The sequence below is a fragment of the Paenibacillus mobilis genome (assembly GCF_058267595.1).
Genome location: NZ_JBZCMS010000014.1, coordinates 75,390 through 95,887, shown reverse-complemented (window position 1 = coordinate 95,887; position 20,498 = coordinate 75,390). Strand labels below are relative to the sequence as shown.

Genomic DNA, 20,498 nt, shown 5'->3' with positions numbered 1-20,498 from the left:
CTCTGCTTGGTTAAAATGTTTCTTACTCATGTCATCCCCTCCATTGCCTCTTCCAGTATACAAAAAGTACCCATAGCCCAGACACCTTTTTTTCAAAGTGTCCAGTCTATGGGTACCAGTTTAGCGCTCCCCTCCTTGTTGTTTTCCTCCATAACAATTCAGTCTAATTGGCCTTTCGAACTAACAGAGCCCTTCTTCGATCTCCTGTTCCTAAGAAATGATGCTCTCCAACTCCTTCCCCTCAATTCATGTGCTTCTTGTTTCGTCGTGTTTCCTGTTTCGTCTTTAGAACGCCTATATATTTTACAAACCGTTGCCATTTCCTAAATCGAGGCCTCACTTACTTTAACTGCCCGTCAATGTCTGCCGCTGAACCGTTTAATCGCTTCCTCGGTCACCGGCTCGAAGAGGTTAACGAGATTGCCGTCAGGATCTCGGAAAAGCATAGAACGATTGCCCCACGGCATCGTGGTCGGTTCCTGTATCCAATCATCGACAACTGGCTTCAAACGCACGTATTCGGCTTCGATATTGTAGACGCGGAACTCGATGATGACAGAGTGATTTTGGGCCGCTACTACGGAACCAGCGCCAAATAGCTGCGCCGTCTGGGAGTGACCGATTGCCAGGGTGCATGAGGGGAAAACAAGTTCGGCAAATACCGGCGCAGGGCGCTCCGCCGAAACCCCCAAGACGTTCTCATAGAACTCGACGAGACGATCCACGTCGTCGGTAATGATGCGTACAGAAGCAAAATTCATAAGATATCATCCTTTCTCAATTAATGGTGAAATACCGTATCCTGTCGTGAGTCAGAATCTCGCCTATCTCACCACTACTCCTTTATAGGTTTACATATCCGAATATAAAACAACGCTACTGACAGCGTGATGTCAGTAGCGTTTTAATATTTTTTGAGCTTCCTCTCGAATCCGATTTCGGAACGATTCAGGTTCCAATACGGTCACACCCGCTCCCCAACCAAGCACCCATTGTAGCACTTCATCCAGTTGACGGACTCGTAAGACCACGTGCAATCCATCTGCGTGTTCTTCCATATCCTCCATGTAAGGATAGTCCGATTCCTTCACCTTATCCGCGATGTCAGGATTAAAAAGAAGGCGAACCCGCAAGTCGCGATCATCCGGAGGGGTATATTCCCTTAAGTCAAAATGTGCCGGCAATTTGAATCGTTCTTCCAGAACGGTAAGTTCGCTCATTCGGGACAAACGAAAATGACGGATGTCTTGGCGTAGATCGCAATAGCCTACAAGCATCCAGGATCCTTCCACGAGAACCAGACCATAGGGAGCGATGGTACGATCACTCTGGGGATTCCCGCCCGAGTCCCCAATCTTTTTCGAATAATGAAATCTGATCTTTCGTTCATCTAATAGGGCCTGGCGGATCTTTTCGAAATAGTCCTTTTCTTTTGAAATCGCAACCTGTTTACCGGGAGCGAGCAAGCGCAGCGTCTTACGCACACGAGTGGCCTCATGGCGAACGTTCTGCGAGAGTATGGCCTCGATTTTTCGCCGAGCGGCTTGAGACCTGACACGATACTCCTCATCAAATCGTTGCTCGATAAAGTCCGTTCCTATAAGTAAGGTCACAGCTTCTTCTACCGTAAAACTGATCGGCGGCAGGAAATAACCTTTCATCAAAGAATAGCCTGTGCCTGGGGCGCCGATAATCGGTACTCCCGCTTCACTAAGCGCCTGAATGTCACGATAGATGGTCCGCACGCTGGTTTCAAACAGGGCCGCCAAATCTTCGCCCCGTACAACTTCCCTGCTTTGCAGCTCTAGCACAATGGCCAATAAGCGGTCGGTTTTGTTCATCGGGCCCCCTTGAGACTTACTGCCGTTCATAAAAACTCGCTATCATATATGGCATCCAAATTGATATATCCTTAATTTATAATGTCCCCTTTGTTATTAGCCAACTTTTCACGCCATTGGCGTAAGTCTTCAGGCGTCTGTTTCTCCCACTCTGTTGCTTCACCAATAATTTTCAAGGGTTCTCGTGAGCGGTACGAACGTGTCAAATTACCTGGGAATTTCTTGTCTGTAACATTCGGATCATTTTCAAATTCGCCTGTTGGTTCTACAATATAAACTCTTTCTCTCCCATTTCCTTTTGCTAAGGAAGCGGCAAGTCCTGCACCCTTAACAAGGGCTGTGAAATAGATATGATTCATTTTGAGTTCAGCTTTATAATTCGATTCTCCCCCTGCTGTCAGCAGATCGCCAACCTGCAAATCTGCTTTTGTTCCATGAAAAAATGGACCTTTATCAGAGGGAGGAACATTAAAGGAATTAGATAACTCATAATTCGTTTTTGCCTTGTCTAGATCGGACAGCTCCTCATAGCATTTGGCAATATTCAAGTACAGCGATTTGAAAGTGCTCTTAACGCTGTCATCATTTAGTTTTAACGCTAACTGCAAGGACGTTTCCAACCATTTTAATTTTTCTGAACTATTTTTTTGATGTCGAGCTATAAAATAAGCTGCAATAAATCTTTCAAAATCATTTTCAGCTTCACTCCATGCTTTAAGAAACAGCATCCCTGCATCTTCGGGTTTTCCGCTATCTTCCATACCCATACCCATCATACATAGTTTAATAATATTGTTATTGGGGTCAAATTGAATGTTCATCTTATTTCGCCTCTTAACAATTGAATTTTTTACATTTCGGTTATTTCTCCACCTGTTAAGAACAAATAAACCCCTGCTAAAAAACAGTCTTATTCCTAACTTTTATCTCCACATTTTATAGTACAACTTTATTAAAATCTGAATAAAGTCATGATAGAAAAACAAGGAAAAGGCCTGATGGACCTGGTTTTTTCCAGTTCTCCATTTATCCCTTCCCTCATTTTATCACGCCTTTATTCAATTATTAACACAGGTTAATTATGAATAGCAGTTTTATTTGTGTTCTACACTACTCTTCACCAGCAAGGCCACCGACTCCACCTGTGTGGAGTAAGCAACGTCAACATATTGCTCTAAGAACTTCTCATGTCAGCAATTCAATTTAGTTACCGCCAAAAAGGGCAACAACAGCCTTTCACTGCTTAATTCAGTAGTGAAGGGCTGTTGCTTATAGTGATAACTTTGGGTTTAGGCTTCCCCAATTATTGATTTCACCTGGGTATGCCATTATTTAGGTCGATAAAGCAGCTAGACCACCTCTTGAGCGTTTTACTTTACGCCTAAAGGATCTCTCTCGGCATCGGTAGCGTCATCGCGGTCGGTGGATCGGCTAAAATCCTCCCAAGCGGCGTCGCTGGCAGCCAAAGCAGCCGCCGCGGCCTGCGCGCCGGCAAGAGCGTCGGAACCCAGCAACAGTCGAACTGGAGGACGCTTTTCAGACACGAGTTGAATGATTGCTTGGGCGACTTTCGCTGGATCACCGAGCGGAGCGGTCCCACTAGAGGCAAACAGATTGGCCAAAAAGCCTACCGTTGTTTGGTAAGGCGCGCTTGCTTCTGGAATCTTCATTGATGAACCGGCCCAGTCGGTATGCATTCCGCCGGGTTCAATAGCGGTGACAAGGATACCCAACGGAGCGACTTCCGCGGCGAGAACCTCAGTGAATCCGCTGACAGCCCACTTAGCTGCCTGATATGCGGCCAGTCCAGGGTTGCCGAGGCGTGAGCCGACGGATGATACGTTAATGATGCGGCCACCACCCTGCTCACGCAAAATTGGCAGCACGGCTTTGGTAGTAGCGATGACGCCAAACAGATTGGTGTCGATCTGGGCACGGAAGTCTTCCAGCGTAGTATCCTCAACGGTTGACAAGTTTGCGTAACCGGCGTTGTTGATGACGACATCCAGTTTGCCAAAGCGCTCGTGGGCGCGCGCCACGGCTTCATCGATCTGGCGCGGGTCAGTGACGTCGACGGGCAAGACAAGTAATTGCTCAGGGTATGTTGCCGCGAGGTCATCTAAAGCAGAAACTGTGCGCGCCGTGGCGGCGACCTGATCGCCGCGCTCTAAGGCTGCTGTGACAATAGCACGGCCGAGGCCGCGGGAACTGCCGGTGATAAACCAAACTGTGTTGTTCATGGAGATACTCCTCTCATATTGTTCCTTGTTTTTGATACATCGTTCCAACTATATTGGAATTTATGTTCCACTCTATTATATAGAGGTACAACGACACTGTCAAATAATTTAGAAAATTAATTCCAAAAATAATGATTAATTTATCAATTATACATATATATCGATAAATTAACGCCTTTTTAATGGAATTATCGTGCCATAAATCAAACTAAAATTTTAAATACAGAAAACTAAATAACTAAACATTTAGTGTATTGGAATATTATTTCGAAAAATTGACATGTTGAGAGAAGTCACCTAAAATAAAACAGAAAATTAATTCCACTTTAAAGCTAAAGGGAAATGAAGGGATATGAAATGAGTAAACGCGAAGATATTTTAAGCGCTACCTTAGATTTGATTAATCAAGAGGGATTACAGTCGACCACTTTTTCAAAAATATTCAAAAAGGCAAACGTGGGATCCGGGACATTTTACCACTATTTTAATAATAAAGAAGAGCTTGTAAATGAGTTGTTTAGAGCCATTGGATCACATATGGGAGAAGTAGTAATTAGCAATTACGATCCGACACTGACCATATTTGAAAGATTAAGATGCATGTTAAGGAATATAGCCGAATTTGCACTTAAGTATCCAAAAGAACTATGGTTTCTTGAAAATTACTATCATTCGCCTTATATTTCTGACGAATCACGTAATATGCAAGATCCCGCTATGAATGAATTTTTCATAATAGTTGATCAAGGTCAGAAGCAGGGGATTATTCGAGATATGGACAAGATGATGTGTTGCCAGATTCTTAACGGAATTATAATATCAGTCATAAAAGGTTCTTTAGCCGGCAAATATCCTCTAGATGAATATCAGATTCAGCAAACTATAGAAGCATGTTGGCGAGCTGTAAAAATTTGATATCACAATTCCATGAATCCCTTGTCCCACGAGGCCTGAAAGGGGCACGGTATTATTCTGTGCCCTGCAGTTCAGAATGAATAAACACCTGCCAAAAACAACTCTCAAGCCCGCATTCCACCGTTGCTCTCAATAATAAACTCGTGCTACAAAACAGTTATTCCCCCAATTCTTCACTCAACTTTTTCTGTCACAACTTTATTAAAATCTGAATAAAGTCATGATAGAAAGCAGGGGAGAGGCTTGATGGATCTGGGTTTTCCCCCTTCTCCATTCTTCCTCTCCCCGATTTTTTCACGCCTTTATTCAATTTTTAGCACAGGTTTATTATGAATATCAGGTATTTATTCGTGTCCTACACCACTCTTCACCAACAAAGCCACACTCTCGACATGCACCGTATGCGGGAACATGTGAGGGTTGGATGGATTGTGTGTTAGTTGGTTAAAACCCTTGATCTATAAGGGTTTTAACCATAGAGTATTGTTCGTTTTGTTTGCGTTTGATTGCTTGTTGACAACGTTCGTCAACAAGTCGTCAACAACCATTAGATCTATTCCAAGAGGAGTCGAACTGCCGTTCCCAACTTATTAATTCGTTTATCTCATTTTAAAAATTGCCTTGTGCGCGAACCCACATTGTCGCCGATGATTTCCTAGCATAATTCACCTCATAATATCAATTGGTAATTGAATCGACCTTTTCTAAAGCTGCTTTGAGTTTGTCGAACTGAGAGACTAGCCATTCGAAATGTTGAATATATAATTCAGGATTATGGACGTCTGTTTCAATCGAGTGCAGAATCCTTTTTGCCGTACTCTTTTCACGGCTAGTATACCATTCAAGCGGAGAGCCATAAGCCTTTTCTATTTCAGTTTTCATTGAGTCCAATCGAGCAAAATCCTCTGGCCGATAGACATACAAACCAATGCGCAGTATTTTCTGCCTCACGAGTTGAAAGAAAATAAGGTAATCCCTGCTGCCTATTGTGACATCATACCAGTCGTCAGTAGATGGTTTGCGTGAAGCTATGTCTTCGCCGCGCCCATTTTCCCTGCAGTAGTTTACAAAATTGCTCCAGAAATCCAAGCGGAGATAATGCCTGTCGGATAGCTCCCGTGTTGCTTCGATTACGGGTGTCGGAGTTGGCTCGGTTTCAGAGATTTCATCGGGTACTTCACGCTCGTCATTTATAAATGATATATGAAGCAACTCAGCTTTTTCATTGCTTCCAAATTGCAGCTGCCAACGTTTCTCCATGAAATTCAGAAGGGAGAGCCCACGGTTAAAGATGTTTTGAGCTGTCCAATCATCTTCTTGTGCAACTTCTATCTCAGAATGAGAACCGTTGATATAACCCCTTCTACCCGCCGCAGTTGGGTTCTTTTTGTCCAGGAAGCTATCGTTTTGGAGCGAAGAGTTAATGCTCTGGGACAACGGGAGTAAATTTCCAAGCGAAGCGGATAGTTGCTTTATCTCGCTCCCCGAAAACATCCTGTAGGTATTTCGCCAATACCATTTCGTCGGCGTTTGGGGCAGAATATGCTCTATGGTCACCTTGTCTTTTTCAACTCGCGTGAACATACTCCAGTGGACTTTCTGAATGTTATTCTTAACGGCTTTCTCATACTCATATTCATAAAGAAAATAGCGTAAGTCGCGCCACCCATAGAAACCCTCTCCAGATTCAAACCGCCTGTTGGTACGTGCGGTAAATGCTTTGATTGCAGAAGCCATATCACTATCCACTGTGGAATTCAATTCTTCGGAGATCAAGACAAGAGAAACATTACCACTTAACACATCACGAGACTTATTGTAATAGACGCTGCTTTGGTAATTCGACTGAAAAACCGCCGAGACGGAATGATACAAAAATGAACCGCTCAATGGATTTAAATAGCACAATACGCTCTTCTGGCGTTGTATCTTTTTCCGTAGACAAGGCAGCTACTACCAACGGCCGAAAATACCCGATTCCGATACGATTCAATTTGTCGATCCAAACCTTCTCATCGTTTGAGAAACTACTATCAAAAGGGAAGAAACTATAATACCAATATTCGGCCAGTGATTTCAGACTGTTAACATAGTCGCTGATTTCCTTTGGTGTGAGCTTGCTGACCAACTGGATCTCCGCTTCGGTCTGAACCTCCGGTGTTTCATCGTCTTCACCGGTTTCTATGTCCGACAAAAGGACAGTATCGTAGTTTCCCTGTACTGGGGCGTGTTTCTCAAAGACATTCTTAGCAGAGAACTTTCCCAACAAGAACCGTATGTAATCATCTCCACCTTTACGGGAATAGCGGAAGTAAGTAATCCAATGAGCACGTAGAAATTCATCGTCGGAAAGCGGAGCGTTCTGATTACGTCCAAGCTGATAATAAACCTCTTTCCATGCATCATTGATGTTTTTGCGTAACTGTTCCTTGTCAATCGAATCCAGTTGCCCGTCTTCGAAGAGTGTTGTGAGGTAAATAAGACGGTTTTTCAGCAGCTCAAGATTTGTCAGCTTCTTGCCTCGGTTGTTCATCGTCTCGAAAGCAACAAAAACATCATAATCATCTTCTATTTCATGAAGGTTGAACATTAGGCGAAGAGTTAGTTTCTTGTATAATAATTCAATGCCAGTCATCCCGTCGGTTTCATGCATTGTACAAAGGTTCTCAGCAAAAAATTTCTTTGCATATTTCAAATTCTTTGTGTAATAAGTTTCAAAAACAGAGCCACCGAATGGCTCTTCAAAAACCTTGTATTTTAGATAATCAGAGCTTGGGTTGTCCGTCTCGTATCCAAACAGATATGTTGTTACAATATTCTGGGGAGGACGCTTGCGAATAACATATTTCGCCTTTATATCCTTAAGCGATTCATACCCAAGGAATATTTCTTCGTCCTGTTTATCTTTGTTATCCGGAACGCTCTTAACAAAAGCGGTTATTTCATACATAAGTATAGAAAACGTGGTCAACCGTTGCTGCCCATCCACAACGTGGAAAGGTTTAAACCCGATATCGAGCAACCACTCGTCCTCTTGCCACAAGCGAGTCTCTTTGCGGCTAACAGCTTTGAGAGAAAGCAGACCGGTATAATGATACCTATCCTCGTGAAGGTTCAGTAGGTCTTCCCAAAAATCCACAAGCTGTTCATGCTTCCAGGCATAACCGCGCTGGTAGTCAGGTATGCGGAATAATCTATTTTGAAAAAGTACTGATAAAGATTGAAGTTCGTTTGGCAATGCGATGCCCCCTTAATAGAAGTCTCCTCGGTTTGCCTCCGATGTTGCATTACTTTGTAAATTTAGCAGATCCACCGACTCCAAAATATTTCTCAAAAAAGACTTTTAACTTATCAATTACCGTTTGCTTTTTCTTTGTACGGTTTCCACCGCCGAAACGACTTACCGGCGGCAAGATTTTATCAATATCAGTGCCTACGGTTTTTATTTCGCCTTCTCGAAAAGAGTTTTCCAAGAAAATACGAGTTTCTTCTGGTTTCAAATTCTCATCCTGAATGAGTGCGACAAGGTCATTCTCTCGCTGCTGGGCAACGAAGCCATTCCATTCGTTCAAAACATCGTCCACATCATTAATTCCAGCAATAAAAGTTTCAATCAATTGTTTTTTACTACGTAGTTCCGGACTTGCGTCGATGGCTTTCTTTATGGTGATCAGAACTTCCTTGTCCTCGCCATGCGTATCATGATACTTTTTCACAAGCATGAGGATATAGTCGATGTTAATTTCAATTTGCTTAATGAGTTCAACCTCGAACACGATATCGTCAACAATATCGGTGCTTTCGCCGTTTTCGCGTTTTCGTTTCCACTCATCTCTCAAATCCTGATATCTACCAAGATAATCCTGTAGATCTCGCTCGGTAATAATCTCTTTTCCAGCAAATTCATCAAAGGAAGAGAGGAGATTTCGCATACGCAAAATTGTACCGAATAAAGAGATAAAGTCTTTCTGGTTTTGCTCACCGATAATCTGCGACTCAGATACTGGAAACTTGGCGGAGAGATCCTCAATCATATCAACATAGCCCGGCATATGCTTATTATCAGAGATATATCCCTCATAGTAGTCTTTAAAGCTACGCAACAGGACGATGCCACCTGCGTTTTCATCTCCGAACCGAGAAATGGCGATATCAACACGTTTTTGCAGGTTACGGAAACACACAATATTTCCAAATGTCTTAATACTGTTCAAAATGCGATTTGTGCGGCTGAAGGCTTGTATTAATCCGTGCATTTTTAGGTTCTTATCCACCCAGAGTGTGTTTAAGGTTGTTGCGTCAAAACCTGTTAGGAACATATTGACCACAATCAGGAGGTCGAGTTCCTTATTCTTCATGCGAAGAGATACGTCCTTATAATAATTCTGGAACTTGTCCGAAGAAGTGTCATATGCCGTATGGAACATCGTGTTATAGTCAAGAATTGCTTCTTCTAGGAAATCACGCGAACTCTTGTCCAGAGCAGAAGTATCCTCCGGATTCTCCTCATCGATAATGCCATCGGCTTCTTCTTCATTTGGGGCATAGCTAAAGATAACTGCAATCTTTAGTTGCTTGGTTGGATCTTCGCCCATCTGTTTGCGAAACTCATCATAGTACAACTTTGCCATCGGAACAGAAGCAACTGCAAATATTGAATTGAATCCACTAATACGTTGCTTTTGCTTTATTTCTTCGACAGCACCTCTCTTAGCAGACGCAACATCAGAAATGTTTGTCAGTTGACTAAATACGTAGGATTTGTCTCCACGGTAAGTCTTTTTATCAAAGTGATCTAAAATGTATTTGGTGACAAGAGAAATGCGCTGTGGTGCCATAAATGCCTTGTCGCGATCAATATCCCAAACCTGCTCGTCATCGATATCTCGATCGGTATCCATTGTTTTAACATAGTCCACGCGGAACGGCAAAACATTCTTATCATTGATTGCGTTCACAATAGTATATGTGTGGAGTTTATCACCAAAGGTATGCTCAGTAGTCAAAAATTTTCCGTTTCTGAACGTGCCTGGGTCGGGAAAGATCGGCGTTCCGGTAAAACCAAACATATAATATTTCTGAAAAGCACCCTTCTTCTTATTTCCATATTTATCAACGCCACCGGCAATGGCGGTATGCATGTCTCCAAACTGACTGCGATGACATTCATCAAAGATAATGACCACTTGCTTGTTATATACAGGATGCTCTTTGTTTTTCTTGATGAAAGTAGACAGCTTTTGAATAGTAGTAATAATGACTTTTGATTTCTTATCGCCCAACTGTTTTGCCAGAATGGCCGTTGAGGTGTTGCTGTTGGCAGCCCCTTTTTCAAAGCGGTCATATTCCTTCATTGTCTGATAGTCGAGATCCTTGCGGTCAACCACGAACAGCACCTTATCAATGTATGGTAGTTGAGAGGCAAGTCTTGCCGTCTTGAATGAAGTTAGGGTTTTTCCCGAACCAGTAGTGTGCCAAATATAACCTCCGCCAGCGATGTCGCCGTATTTTTTATAGTTATGGGCGATTTTTATTCGATTTAGAATTTCCTCTGTCGCTGTAATTTGATATGGACGCATCACCATCAGCATGTTCTCAGCAGTGAAGACGCAATACTTTGTCAATATGTTTAAGATAGCATGCTTGGTAAAAAAGGTCTTTGTGAAGTCGATTAAATCAGAAATCACACTGTTTTTGGCATCAGCCCAGAAAGAAGTAAACTCAAAGCTATTGCTGGTTTTCCCCCTTTTTACCTTGCCGGAGTTCGCATCCTTAATAGCGTTGAAGCGAGTGCTGTTGGAGTAATACTTTGTGTTCGTTCCGTTGGAAATAACGAAAATTTGCACATATTCGAAAAGACCGCATCCTGCCCAGAATGAATCACGCTGATAGCGGTTTATTTGATTAAAGGCTTCACGGATGGCAACACCTCTGCGTTTCAGCTCGATATGAACCAATGGAAGTCCGTTTACAAGAATGGTCACGTCATAGCGGTTATCGTATTTCGCACCATCTTCCTTGCCAATGACATACTGATTGATGACTTGCAGTTTGTTGTTATGTATGGTTTTCTTGTCAATCAACATGATGTTCTTTGAAAGAGCATCATCTCGCTTTAGAACCTGAACATAGTCATCCTGAATCTTTCTAGCCTTATCTACAATACCATCGTTTTTGTTCGCAATGCAGTCGGCAAAAAACCGCTCCCATTCTGTATCGGAAAACTGGTATTTGTTCAGTTCTTCCAACTTTTTACGCAGGTTCGCAATCAAGTCCGCCTCTGTGTGGATGGGCAGATAGGTATAGCCTTGCTCACAAAGTAGGCGAACAAACTCTTTTTCTAACGCCTCTTCACTCTGGTAAATATCAGAGCGTGCTTTTTCTGGTACGTATTCCGTAACTACGGTATTTTCAGATGTCTCCGCTACGATATTAAAATAAGGCATACGTTCACCGCCTTCCTAAGAAAGTTCTTTGAATGTCAGTAATTTATCACGATAGTGTTCATACTGTTTTTGTCGAGCAGCGATTTCAGCAGGGAGACCTATGGAGATATCGTTGCAAAGGGCGTCAAAGCGGTCGAGTATGCCGGCAATACGTTGTTGTTCTTCAATGGTTGGTATAGGAATCTCAAAGTCCATAAACTTTTTAATTTCTAATGAATCAACCGTCCCACCTTGTTTCTTCGTTTTTGCAAGCAGTTCATCATGATAACCTTGTAAAGCAAAATATACATACCTAGGGAAAATGTTTTCTCCTGCAACTAATACCTTTATATCTTGATTAACTGTAGTTTCAAATGGAATGAAAACAATAGGCAATGTATGCTTAAGAATCCCTGATCGTGCAACAATTGCTACTGTATTTGCCGGCAACAATTTAATAGATGTATTATCCAATGCTATTTGAGTTATATGGTCCTGGGTATCAACTAAAGTCGCTACTTTCATGTCCTTTGATGAAACCCAAGGTATGGAACCATTTTCCCAAAAATCCTTATTTGACATGGATGGAGTAGATCCACCAGACCATGCACCTAAGTCACCAATTCTTATTGATGTAGCATCTCTCACATGCTCCATAACTTCCCTGCAGTAATACTTAAACTGTTTCTTCCTCGCTGTAAGCTCCGCAGTAAGCTCCGCTGTAAGCTCTGCTGTAAGCTCCGTGAAATTGTCCAGTATACGGGCAATTTCACACTGTACTGGCAGAGGGGGAAGGGGGATTACAACCTTTTCCATCATTTTTTTTGACACATTAAATCTTGTTACTCCACTGGCGGTCTTGCCAATCTGGTATCTGAGATTGCTTGAACGGAAAAGGTGCTTTGCAAAATCCGGCTCGATTATGCTCAGGTTGTTAAAACGAAAGAAAAAGCAAAAACTGTTAAGGTAAAGTGGCTTCTCCGGCTTTTTAGTAACAACGGATGAAAATCCACATTCATCTGGTGTTTCTGATGAACCTGTAAATACGATATCTCCGTATTCAAGGGTTCGTTGTTTTTCCCCCACTGCAATTTTAACAGTATCATCAGGATTGATATCCATAGCGGGGTTGGAATACACATTTTTATATGTAATAAATGTAGCATTTCCATTTGTAAAATCATCTTTCGATTTCCCTGTAAGTCCACCAAAAAATTTGCCAAGTTCCGCTAGTGGTTTATAGGTTACTCCGATGGGACAGAACTCAGCTATCAAATCTTCAATCTTGCTCATTACTGTCCCTCCTTCAGAATACATTGCAGTGTATTGCCATTTTCACTTTTCCACGCAGTAAGCCCATTGGTACTTGAACCTGTCACAAAATTAGCCGCTGCAGAAGCACTCTTAAATTTTGCGTCCTTTATGACAATCCCATTTTCCACATATTCGGAGCGGCTCTTTTCAATGGACCTTGCACCACGGAATTTTTCTGAATATGCAATAGTAGCTGAGACTGTGCTTCCTCTCAAAACGGTAACTGAACCATCTTCCAAATCGTATTCAGCAATAGCTTCAATCGTTTTGTTTTTTTTCTTTATATATAATTTCATACGCCCGCCTCGATTTCTTCGATGATGTTGCGAATGGCTGCACGCAGTTCGTCCTCTCGTGCCACGATTCTTTCGATTTCGGCATTCAGCTTTACAATATCCACCTTTTCACGAATGTCCTCTGCCTCAACATAGGTAGAGACTGAAAGGTTATAATCTTTTCCAACTACTTCGTCATAGCTTGCAAGGTGTGAAAAATGCTTGATTTCTTCACGGTTTGTAAAGGTGGTTACAATACGCTCAATGTTATCAGGAGTTAATTTATTGTTGTTGGTAACCTTAATACATTCATTACTTGCATCAATAAACAGGGTCTTGTTATCGTTCTTGTTTTTCTTCATTACCATAATGCAGGTGGCAATACTTGTGCCAAAAAACAGGTTACTTGGCAATTGAATAATGCAGTCCACATAGTTGTTATCAATTAAATACTGACGAATTTTTTGTTCTGCACCACCACGGTACAAAATACCGGGGAAGCAAACAATGGCAGCTGTACCGTTCGATGCAAGCCAAGAAAGCGAATGCATAATAAAAGCAAGGTCTGCTTTGCTCTTAGGAGCCAGAACTCCGGCAGGAGAAAAGCGGGGGTCATTAATAAGCAAAGGGTTCTCGTCACCGGCCCACTTGATGGAATAGGGAGGATTTGAAACAATCAGTTCAAACGGCTCATCATCCCAGTGTTGCGGATTGGTCAGCGTATCCTCGCACTCTAAATCAAACTTATCAAATCCAATATCATGCAGGAACATATTGATACGGCAAAGATTGTATGTGGTAATATTAATCTCTTGACCATAGAACCCAGTGGTTACGGCATCCTTACCGAGTAGTTTCACAGCCTTGAGAAGCAGCGAACCAGAGCCGCAAGCCGGATCATATACCTTATTGATGGTTTTCTTGCCAACCGTGCCAAGGCGTGTGAGCAGTTCTGAGACGTCCGCAGGAGTAAAAAATTCGCCGCCAGATTTACCTGCATTGGATGCATACATGGTCATTAAGTATTCATAAGCATCTCCAAAAGCATCAAAATCGTGGTCCTTAACAGAACCGAGATTCATCGCTGCGATACCATCGAGAAGCTTTGCAAGTCTTTCATTTCTCTTTGCAACAGTGCTGCCGAGCTTGTTGCTGTTGACATCGAAGTCGTCAAAAAGACCAGCAAAACTATTTTCAGATGCTCTGCCCTTTGCAGATTCTTCGATGTTATTGAATACACGCTCTAGCGTTTCGTTCAAATTGTCATCAAGCATCGCCTTAGCTCTGACATTGCAGAAAAGTTCGCTTGGTAATATAAAGAACCCTTTTTCCTGTACCAAGTCAGCACGCGCTTCTTCGGCTTCTTTATCTGTCAATCTAGCATAATCAAAGTCGGCGTTTCCTGCCTCAATCTCGCCCTCGTTGATATATGCGGTCAGATTTTCCGAAATATATCGGTAGAACATGGTCCCAAGTACATAATTCTTAAAATCCCATCCGTCTACTGCACCACGCAGATCATCTGCGATTGCCCAAATGGCACGGTGTAATTCCTCGCGCTCTTGCTCTTTATTCATATCATTCATGGTTTGTACCCTCCAATATATTTTTCTTGTCTGCGTCAGCGCTAGCGCCACTCTCAATCCAAGAGTCAACTTCTGAAATCCTGAATTTATATAGTCTACCGACTTTGTGGAAGGGAATTGTATCCTTTTTTATCCATGCCCTAATGGTATCCTTACTACAGCCCACGTGCTTTGATATTTCCTCAAGGCTCAACCACCGTTCTGTGTCATTTAGTCTATTATTTATCATGACCAATAAGCTCCCTCCCTAAGAATCAGTACCATATTTTTTAATTAGCTCTTCATAATATCCTTTTACTTTGGAGTAAGCTTTCCAAACATCATCTTCCGGCGTTTTTAAGATATTGATTAAAGCGCTGTAGGTTTCCGGTGTTTCAAGTACTTTATCAAAGTCAACTTTATATTCGTATCCGAAGCATACGAGATGCTGATCATCATCACGAACATAATTCTCCACCACATGCGTTCTCTCATATGCTTGCAAATCGTTTGTATCCTGCCGCAGCAATCTACGAGGAATGATTTTCTCTTTGCCATCAAGTGAGTCGAAATAGTGTTCTCCAAATATCCCTACAGTCATAAACTCTGGATAGTTTAGTTCATTTTCAAAGATTGCCAAACACAAAAAGTTGGAAATGTCCAGTCGTCGCAACAGAATTGAAAAAATAATACTTGATGGTTCTACGATAATGGGTTTCAACGGAATCCAATAGGCGCTATTTTTAGATTCAAATACGGCAACCATATCAGTGTCAATTACCTGATATTCGAACTCTTTATACCCATGTCGTAGGAAAGATACAAATTCGACAATTTCAGATTTACCATTGAAGATATTATATAGGTATGGTTTAAGAAAAAATCTCTCAAACTTTTCCGATGAAAACTCGTTTAGCATTTCAAATGCATCATATCCATCAAAATCAGTTACGGACACATCCCAGAGAGTACGTCCAAGGGTTTCTAATTCTTCAGGAGCAGCTGAGAAAAAGTGCTGAGCAAATAGGTACTCCTGAAAACCAGGGTCAATATACAAAAGCTTTATATCCTCTTCATACATCATACAGGCCGTTGCGCAAGCATCATGGATGAAATTCTTACTCGTCATGATTTTTGGGTTTTCAAGTGTATCTTTAGTAACCAGTTTACTAAAGTACTCATCGAATGTATCGAGGTCGAACTCAACTTCGTGCTTTATGTATGTGGCGGCACAAAACTCCCTGAATACCTTTGTGAACTCCTCGGCATTCTGTGCACTCCTAAATACTCGTGAATAACCTTTCTTCTCCTCATCATGGCCACATACAATCGCATCATACACAGTTCTGTAGAATAATCTCTTTTTTCCCCGAAAGGGATCTACTGTCGGATATTTCATGATGACGAAAGTCAACAGCATTGGATTTGAAGCAAAAACCTTGTGCTTTTGGAGGTATTCACCCTCTATGTAATTTGTGATCTCATTCCTTGTGGTCTCGTCTTCAGAATCCGCCAAAAGATTATTAATTAAGGTAGACGACTGTTCTCTGTTAAATGGGCGAAGATAAAGTTTAGAGAATCCCTTGACAGCCTTTATTATGTCGCACTCTCTCGATGCCACGACATACTGGTTATAAGGATATCTATCAGCAAGTTCAGCAATTTGTCGTTGAAAGGCATTCACATCCGAAGGGTCAATCTCATCGGCACCATCCATCAGGATTTGGCATTTACCAGATGACATAAGTTCTTCTACCTTTTTACTAGTCAGATTTCTATCAAATGTCCCAGCTGTCTTTACAATATAATCGTTAAATAGATCGTTGTTTTCACTGAAGTCACGAAGTTCGATCATGATAGGAAGCAGACCTGTTTGCAGATGCTTATGGATGGATTCGAGGAATAGATGCTGAAGCATCATTGATTTACCCATTCCGCCGTTTGCAACGAGAATGACTTTCTTTGAGTACTCTGCTATCAAGTCAAGTGTTGCATCTAGTATAGTTTTTTCTTGGGTCCTGCTGTGTTTATTCTTCGTAGCCGTAATTCGACTGCTCAATATATTACAAACATAAATATCTTCTAATAAACGCTCTTCTCCATCCGAGAAGGGCGTTTCTGTTTTCTCATACTTTGCTTTCGTCCTCTCTGCATACTCCGGAAAAGAAATGATATGAGCTTCTGGCAGGTAATAATTTTTGGCTACATCATCAGCACTACCGTTACCTTGAGCGATCGCATAAAACTGTTTAGCTAAAGCATATGCAAAGAGACGTTTATCGGGAAATACTCCTTCTCGCAAATCAATCTCGAAGCTGAACATGACATTACGCAGTTCGCTATCGTTTAGGTCTTTTGAAATTCTATCAATAAAACCATCCTCGTTAAAGCGGGAGACAACCATGCCCCAAATCACATTTTCTGGGCTGCGTGTACCATCAAACCATTTACCATAAGAGCTACTCGATGTTGGTAAGTGATCATAGCAATCCTCAGGCAATGCAGCCTTCATGAAGTATTCCGGTATCTTTTCTTTGGATTTATACCCAAGGATGCCGCAAGAGCTTCTACCCATATAAAAATTTGAGAAAAAATCCGTATACCTCACTCTAGCATCCCTCACATTTCCGTTGAATATGCTTGTCCGAATTGTCGGAGTAATGTCCGTGTCTGTCCGAAAAATGTCCACACCCCAGTCGACGAAGATGGAAACATAATTCTCTACAATTAGCTTGTAGGGGAGGACAAGAACTGTAGCATTGGACAAGCAAGCTTGAGCTCATACTGAACATCATTAAGCTCGATTTATTCATACTTAATCCCACTCTATTATACAAGACGCCTACAAATTCACAAGACTAACTAAAAGGTGCCTATCAAACAAGAACACATATGAAAAGATAATCACCCGATTAATTCCCGGTTGATATAAATGGTCCGCAATTGACCTGAGAACTACGAGAATATCAACACCTTTAGGGCGACTGATATTGCCATAATCTCAGAACCCCAAAACCTCACAAAGGCAAGGGACAACCAGTCCGTAGGAGCCGCGGATTATATGGCTCTGAAAATATATCACATCGCTGAGATGGCCATGAGGCGGTGGAGGTTACATAGAGGTTTCGTGAGCGGTGATAAAGACCGTTTCCGAAGCTCCGATGTGCCACCACCTTAGTTTCGTGCGCCCATATTCGGCGAAACAGGGTCTGTGTCCATCGGATGCAGACCCTTCTATTGTTTCCTCCGCCGCTGAAGTCTCAGCAAATCACAGGAGGAAATCAAATGAAAAACGAAGACAATCAGCAGACAAGCATTCAACGTTACATCGAAATCGATGGTCAGCAAATCCCTGTTACCGAAGAAGTCTACCGCACCTACAAACGTCCGGCATGGGCAGAACGTAAGCGCAAGGAGCGAGAAATACGCTGCCTAGATGAAAAAGGGAACCGCTGCACCAAAAGCTGTCGTGCTTGCGACTTAGAACGTGCGGGAAAAGGACTCCCGCCACTAGAGCGGACAAGCAGTGTTCTTTCATTGGAGAAGTTTACTGAAGATGGCTTTGAAGCAGCCGATGCAGTCGATATCGTTGAACTCGTAGCGGACAAGCTCCTGCTCGAAGAATTGTTCACGGCCCTGGAGGAATTGGACCCGGACAACCGCAGGATCATGAACCTCTTCGGTATCGGCAAATCCGAGCGAGAAATTGCTGATGACATTGGGCTGTCACAGAAAGCAATAAATAAGAGGAAAACGAAGTTGTTCGCACAGCTGAGAGGACGATTAAAAATTATTCGCTAGTTTCGGTACTCAAAATATCCTCATCTGTCCTTTGGATGGTGAGGGGGTTAAATCCCTATCATTCATGTTTCAGGTTCTATATTAGATCGCCCTAGGAAAGGAGAGAAACCCTAATGAATATTCTTCATGATATCATCCAGTGGTTCATAGATAACGTAGATACTATTCAGCAAGTTCATAATAATATAGTGGACGAGCTGATAAGATACTGCGAATTGTATGTAGCGTACCATCAAGTTCGTGAAATCCATCAAGAACCCAGCACACCTGGCCAAAAGAACGTGGATTATTCTGTAAAAGACGTCAACAGCAACGACAAGGCTTAAGTACGCGACTGTAATCTGTCAATTATTCATTCCGCTGAACCTTAAAACTATTGGTGGCTTGTGGATCTAATAACTCTGTGAGTCACCGGATTACGCTTTATCCTAGCAGCAATCTAAATTGTTACGCCCTGCTCCTTCAAAGAAATAGATCAATACCTATGAAAATAAATGGGATTCCTTCAAGTAGCTTATCTACTCAAAGAAATCCCATTTGTTGTCCATTACGGACTTAATATCTATAATTCAGCAAGCGCTCATTACGAGCTTGAATAACTTTCATATTAGCCCATTGGACTAAAACCGTCAATACGCTCTCTTCTTCACATACCCTTACTTTGTTTTTCTCTTCTTCAATGGAACAATAGAATTAAACTTATTCGCAGCTTCCCGATCAGCTGACTGAAGTGCATGGCCATAGACGTTCATTGTCGTAGTAATGCTAGCATGCCCAAGTCTCTCTGAAATGATTTTCGCATGGACACCTTGATTTATTAATAATGTCGCAGAGGTATGTCTCAAATCATGGAATCGGATGTAACGGAGATTATTCTTTTTCAAAAAGTTACGAAACCACAGATAAGGCGTTTCAGGGTAATATGCCTTGCCTTCTGAATTTGAAAATACAAAGAAATGATCTCCTCCTTTCCAAGCATCACCTAACGTTAATCTCTTTTTGCGAGAGTATAAGTGATATTCTTTCAAATTCTCAATAATCGAGTCTGGTAGAGATATTTTCCTTTTAGACTTTTTGGTCTTTGGTTCAGTAATGATTCTTTCTCCGTTCTCTGATAGCGAGATACTTTGCTTAACTTCAATAATTCCAGTGTCTAAATTAATGTGTTTCCATTCGAGTGCAACTAACTCCCCTCGTCGAAGGCCCGTTGTTATAGCAAGTAAAATTAACATCTGCCAATGAAAGGGTTCCTTTTCTAGAGCATCAAATAATATACTAATTTCATTTTCATCGTAAACGTCAATCTCTTTTTGTATCACTTTAGGCTTTTTAACATCCGCTACAGGGTTATTTTTGATAATGCGCCATTCAGTTGCTCTTGAAAAAATATTCTTGAGTATGCGATAGAGATATTCTAATGTACCGGAAGCAAGCGGACCTTCTTTCCCATCCTGCCGTTGTTCGCTGGAAAGAAAGTTAACAATATGAATCGGCATTATTTTATCTAAACGAATATGCCCAAACACTGGCAGAATGCGATTTTTCAAGAACCTGTCATAAATATCAAGTGTTTTTACACCAAGCTCCTTTCGAGCGTGTTTTTCACGCCATTCATCTACAAACGCTGAAAAAAGCATTTTTTCAGGTGCAATATACTCGCCCGCTTCAACTTCTGTCTCGAATTCAGCGAGCAGCTTTCGCGCTTCGCGAATACCTTTGGCTTTTACGGTCCTTGTATACCGATTTCTTGTTCCATCAGCCTTGTTACCGGCCTCGACCACTAATAGCCATGAGTTATCTCCTCGCTTTTGAACACTTGCCATACAAAAATACCATCCCTTCAATATATGTTAATTGGAATAAGTTACATTTAAGGATTCTTGCTGCTTGAACCATGCCTCTAAGGTGTCACGACGGAAGAGAATTTTGGAGCCAATCTTTGCATGAGGGATGCGCCCCGCTCTGACTTCTGCATAGAGCTTGTCCTTTGAAATAGCCTTTTCAAATACCTCATCCCATGCTTCAGCAAATGTTAGTACATTACGTCGATTATTCTGTTGTGCCTGACTATATTCAAATTGTGTGGCGGTGTTCATACACGATGCCTCCTATATAAATAGAG

The 20,498-nt window shown here is 41.9% G+C and carries 15 protein-coding genes and 1 pseudogene; 2 read left to right on the top strand and 14 right to left on the bottom strand.

The window, feature by feature from the left end; all coding sequences use genetic code 11:
- Positions 1 to 356 precede the first annotated feature (356 nt).
- The 4 genes and pseudogenes from AC3ZPD_RS20445 to AC3ZPD_RS20430 all read right to left on the bottom strand — a co-directional run bounded on the left by AC3ZPD_RS20445 (position 357) and on the right by AC3ZPD_RS20430 (position 4,081).
- Positions 357 to 761 carry a VOC family protein gene (locus AC3ZPD_RS20445; protein WP_490986121.1) on the bottom strand — a complete coding sequence of 135 codons (405 nt, stop codon included), beginning with the start codon at positions 759 to 761 and terminating at the stop codon, positions 357 to 359.
- A gap of 132 nt (positions 762 to 893) precedes the next feature.
- Complete coding sequence (locus AC3ZPD_RS20440; RefSeq protein ID WP_490986120.1) at positions 894 to 1,841, bottom strand: helix-turn-helix transcriptional regulator; 948 nt, start codon at positions 1,839 to 1,841, stop codon at positions 894 to 896.
- Positions 1,842 to 1,912: 71 nt separating this feature from the next.
- Positions 1,913 to 2,290 (bottom strand): annotated as a pseudogene (arr, locus tag AC3ZPD_RS20435) (NAD(+)--rifampin ADP-ribosyltransferase); the annotation flags it as partial.
- A 921-nt stretch (positions 2,291 to 3,211) separates the two neighbouring features.
- Positions 3,212 to 4,081, bottom strand: coding sequence for an oxidoreductase (locus AC3ZPD_RS20430; protein ID WP_490986119.1), 870 nt, complete (start codon positions 4,079 to 4,081; stop codon positions 3,212 to 3,214).
- Positions 4,082 to 4,438: 357 nt separating this feature from the next.
- Here AC3ZPD_RS20430 and AC3ZPD_RS20425 point away from each other — a divergent pair, with 357 nt between their 5' ends.
- A complete protein-coding gene (locus AC3ZPD_RS20425) occupies positions 4,439 to 4,996 on the top strand; it encodes a TetR/AcrR family transcriptional regulator (RefSeq protein WP_490986118.1) in 558 nt (185 codons plus the stop codon).
- Positions 4,997 to 5,674: 678 nt separating this feature from the next.
- Here AC3ZPD_RS20425 and AC3ZPD_RS20420 read toward each other — a convergent pair.
- From AC3ZPD_RS20420 to AC3ZPD_RS20385, 8 genes are all read right to left on the bottom strand, one after another.
- On the bottom strand, positions 5,675 to 6,733 hold the full coding sequence (locus tag AC3ZPD_RS20420) for a DUF4268 domain-containing protein (protein WP_490986117.1): 1,059 nt from the start codon (positions 6,731 to 6,733) through the stop codon (positions 5,675 to 5,677).
- Between the two features lie 76 nt (positions 6,734 to 6,809).
- Positions 6,810 to 8,234 (bottom strand): DUF262 domain-containing protein, encoded by a 1,425-nt coding sequence (locus AC3ZPD_RS20415; protein WP_490986116.1) that lies wholly within the window; start codon positions 8,232 to 8,234, stop codon positions 6,810 to 6,812.
- A gap of 49 nt (positions 8,235 to 8,283) precedes the next feature.
- Entirely contained in the window at positions 8,284 to 11,442 is a 3,159-nt protein-coding gene (locus tag AC3ZPD_RS20410; RefSeq protein WP_490986115.1) for a type I restriction endonuclease subunit R, read from the bottom strand.
- A 15-nt stretch (positions 11,443 to 11,457) separates the two neighbouring features.
- On the bottom strand, positions 11,458 to 12,714 hold the full coding sequence (locus AC3ZPD_RS20405; RefSeq protein ID WP_490986114.1) for a restriction endonuclease subunit S: 1,257 nt from the start codon (positions 12,712 to 12,714) through the stop codon (positions 11,458 to 11,460).
- Entirely contained in the window at positions 12,714 to 13,031 is a 318-nt protein-coding gene (locus AC3ZPD_RS20400; RefSeq protein WP_490986113.1) for a DUF4357 domain-containing protein, read from the bottom strand. Before AC3ZPD_RS20400 ends, AC3ZPD_RS20405 begins: the two co-directional genes overlap by 1 nt.
- Positions 13,028 to 14,596, bottom strand: a complete 1,569-nt coding sequence (locus AC3ZPD_RS20395; RefSeq protein ID WP_490986112.1) for a type I restriction-modification system subunit M — start codon at positions 14,594 to 14,596, stop codon at positions 13,028 to 13,030. Before AC3ZPD_RS20395 ends, AC3ZPD_RS20400 begins: the two co-directional genes overlap by 4 nt.
- Positions 14,589 to 14,825, bottom strand: a complete 237-nt coding sequence (locus AC3ZPD_RS20390; protein WP_490986111.1) for a helix-turn-helix domain-containing protein — start codon at positions 14,823 to 14,825, stop codon at positions 14,589 to 14,591. Before AC3ZPD_RS20390 ends, AC3ZPD_RS20395 begins: the two co-directional genes overlap by 8 nt.
- Before the next feature lie 18 nt (positions 14,826 to 14,843).
- On the bottom strand, positions 14,844 to 17,183 hold the full coding sequence (locus tag AC3ZPD_RS20385) for an NACHT domain-containing protein (protein WP_490986110.1): 2,340 nt from the start codon (positions 17,181 to 17,183) through the stop codon (positions 14,844 to 14,846).
- Positions 17,184 to 17,860: 677 nt separating this feature from the next.
- Between AC3ZPD_RS20385 and AC3ZPD_RS20380 the strand changes: the two genes are divergently transcribed.
- On the top strand, positions 17,861 to 18,376 hold the full coding sequence (locus AC3ZPD_RS20380; protein WP_490986109.1) for an RNA polymerase sigma factor: 516 nt from the start codon (positions 17,861 to 17,863) through the stop codon (positions 18,374 to 18,376).
- A gap of 656 nt (positions 18,377 to 19,032) precedes the next feature.
- On the opposite strand, the gene AC3ZPD_RS20375 is transcribed toward AC3ZPD_RS20380, so the two are convergent.
- The gene (locus AC3ZPD_RS20375; RefSeq protein WP_490986108.1) at positions 19,033 to 20,199 is read right to left on the bottom strand and encodes a site-specific integrase; all 1,167 of its coding nucleotides are present in this window, start codon (positions 20,197 to 20,199) and stop codon (positions 19,033 to 19,035) included.
- A 27-nt stretch (positions 20,200 to 20,226) separates the two neighbouring features.
- Entirely contained in the window at positions 20,227 to 20,472 is a 246-nt protein-coding gene (locus AC3ZPD_RS20370) for a helix-turn-helix domain-containing protein (protein WP_490986107.1), read from the bottom strand.
- Positions 20,473 to 20,498: the final 26 nt, after the last annotated feature.

Excerpts from the sequence above, each read along its gene's own strand:
- AC3ZPD_RS20375 (WP_490986108.1), bottom strand. The coding sequence starts at position 20,199 with ATGGCAAGTGTTCAAAAGCGAGGAGATAACTCATGGCTATTAGTGGTC.
- AC3ZPD_RS20430 (WP_490986119.1), bottom strand. The coding sequence starts at position 4,081 with ATGAACAACACAGTTTGGTTTATCACCGGCAGTTCCCGCGGCCTCGGC.
- AC3ZPD_RS20380 (WP_490986109.1), top strand. The coding sequence starts at position 17,861 with ATGAAAAACGAAGACAATCAGCAGACAAGCATTCAACGTTACATCGAA.
- AC3ZPD_RS20420 (WP_490986117.1), bottom strand. The coding sequence starts at position 6,733 with ATGGCTTCTGCAATCAAAGCATTTACCGCACGTACCAACAGGCGGTTT.
- AC3ZPD_RS20390 (WP_490986111.1), bottom strand. The coding sequence starts at position 14,825 with ATGATAAATAATAGACTAAATGACACAGAACGGTGGTTGAGCCTTGAG.
- AC3ZPD_RS20425 (WP_490986118.1), top strand. The coding sequence starts at position 4,439 with ATGAGTAAACGCGAAGATATTTTAAGCGCTACCTTAGATTTGATTAAT.
- AC3ZPD_RS20370 (WP_490986107.1), bottom strand. The coding sequence starts at position 20,472 with ATGAACACCGCCACACAATTTGAATATAGTCAGGCACAACAGAATAAT.
- AC3ZPD_RS20400 (WP_490986113.1), bottom strand. The coding sequence starts at position 13,031 with ATGAAATTATATATAAAGAAAAAAAACAAAACGATTGAAGCTATTGCT.
- AC3ZPD_RS20440 (WP_490986120.1), bottom strand. The coding sequence starts at position 1,841 with ATGAACAAAACCGACCGCTTATTGGCCATTGTGCTAGAGCTGCAAAGC.
- AC3ZPD_RS20445 (WP_490986121.1), bottom strand. The coding sequence starts at position 761 with ATGAATTTTGCTTCTGTACGCATCATTACCGACGACGTGGATCGTCTC.
- AC3ZPD_RS20395 (WP_490986112.1), bottom strand. The coding sequence starts at position 14,596 with ATGAATGATATGAATAAAGAGCAAGAGCGCGAGGAATTACACCGTGCC.
- AC3ZPD_RS20405 (WP_490986114.1), bottom strand. The coding sequence starts at position 12,714 with ATGAGCAAGATTGAAGATTTGATAGCTGAGTTCTGTCCCATCGGAGTA.
- AC3ZPD_RS20410 (WP_490986115.1), bottom strand. The coding sequence starts at position 11,442 with ATGCCTTATTTTAATATCGTAGCGGAGACATCTGAAAATACCGTAGTT.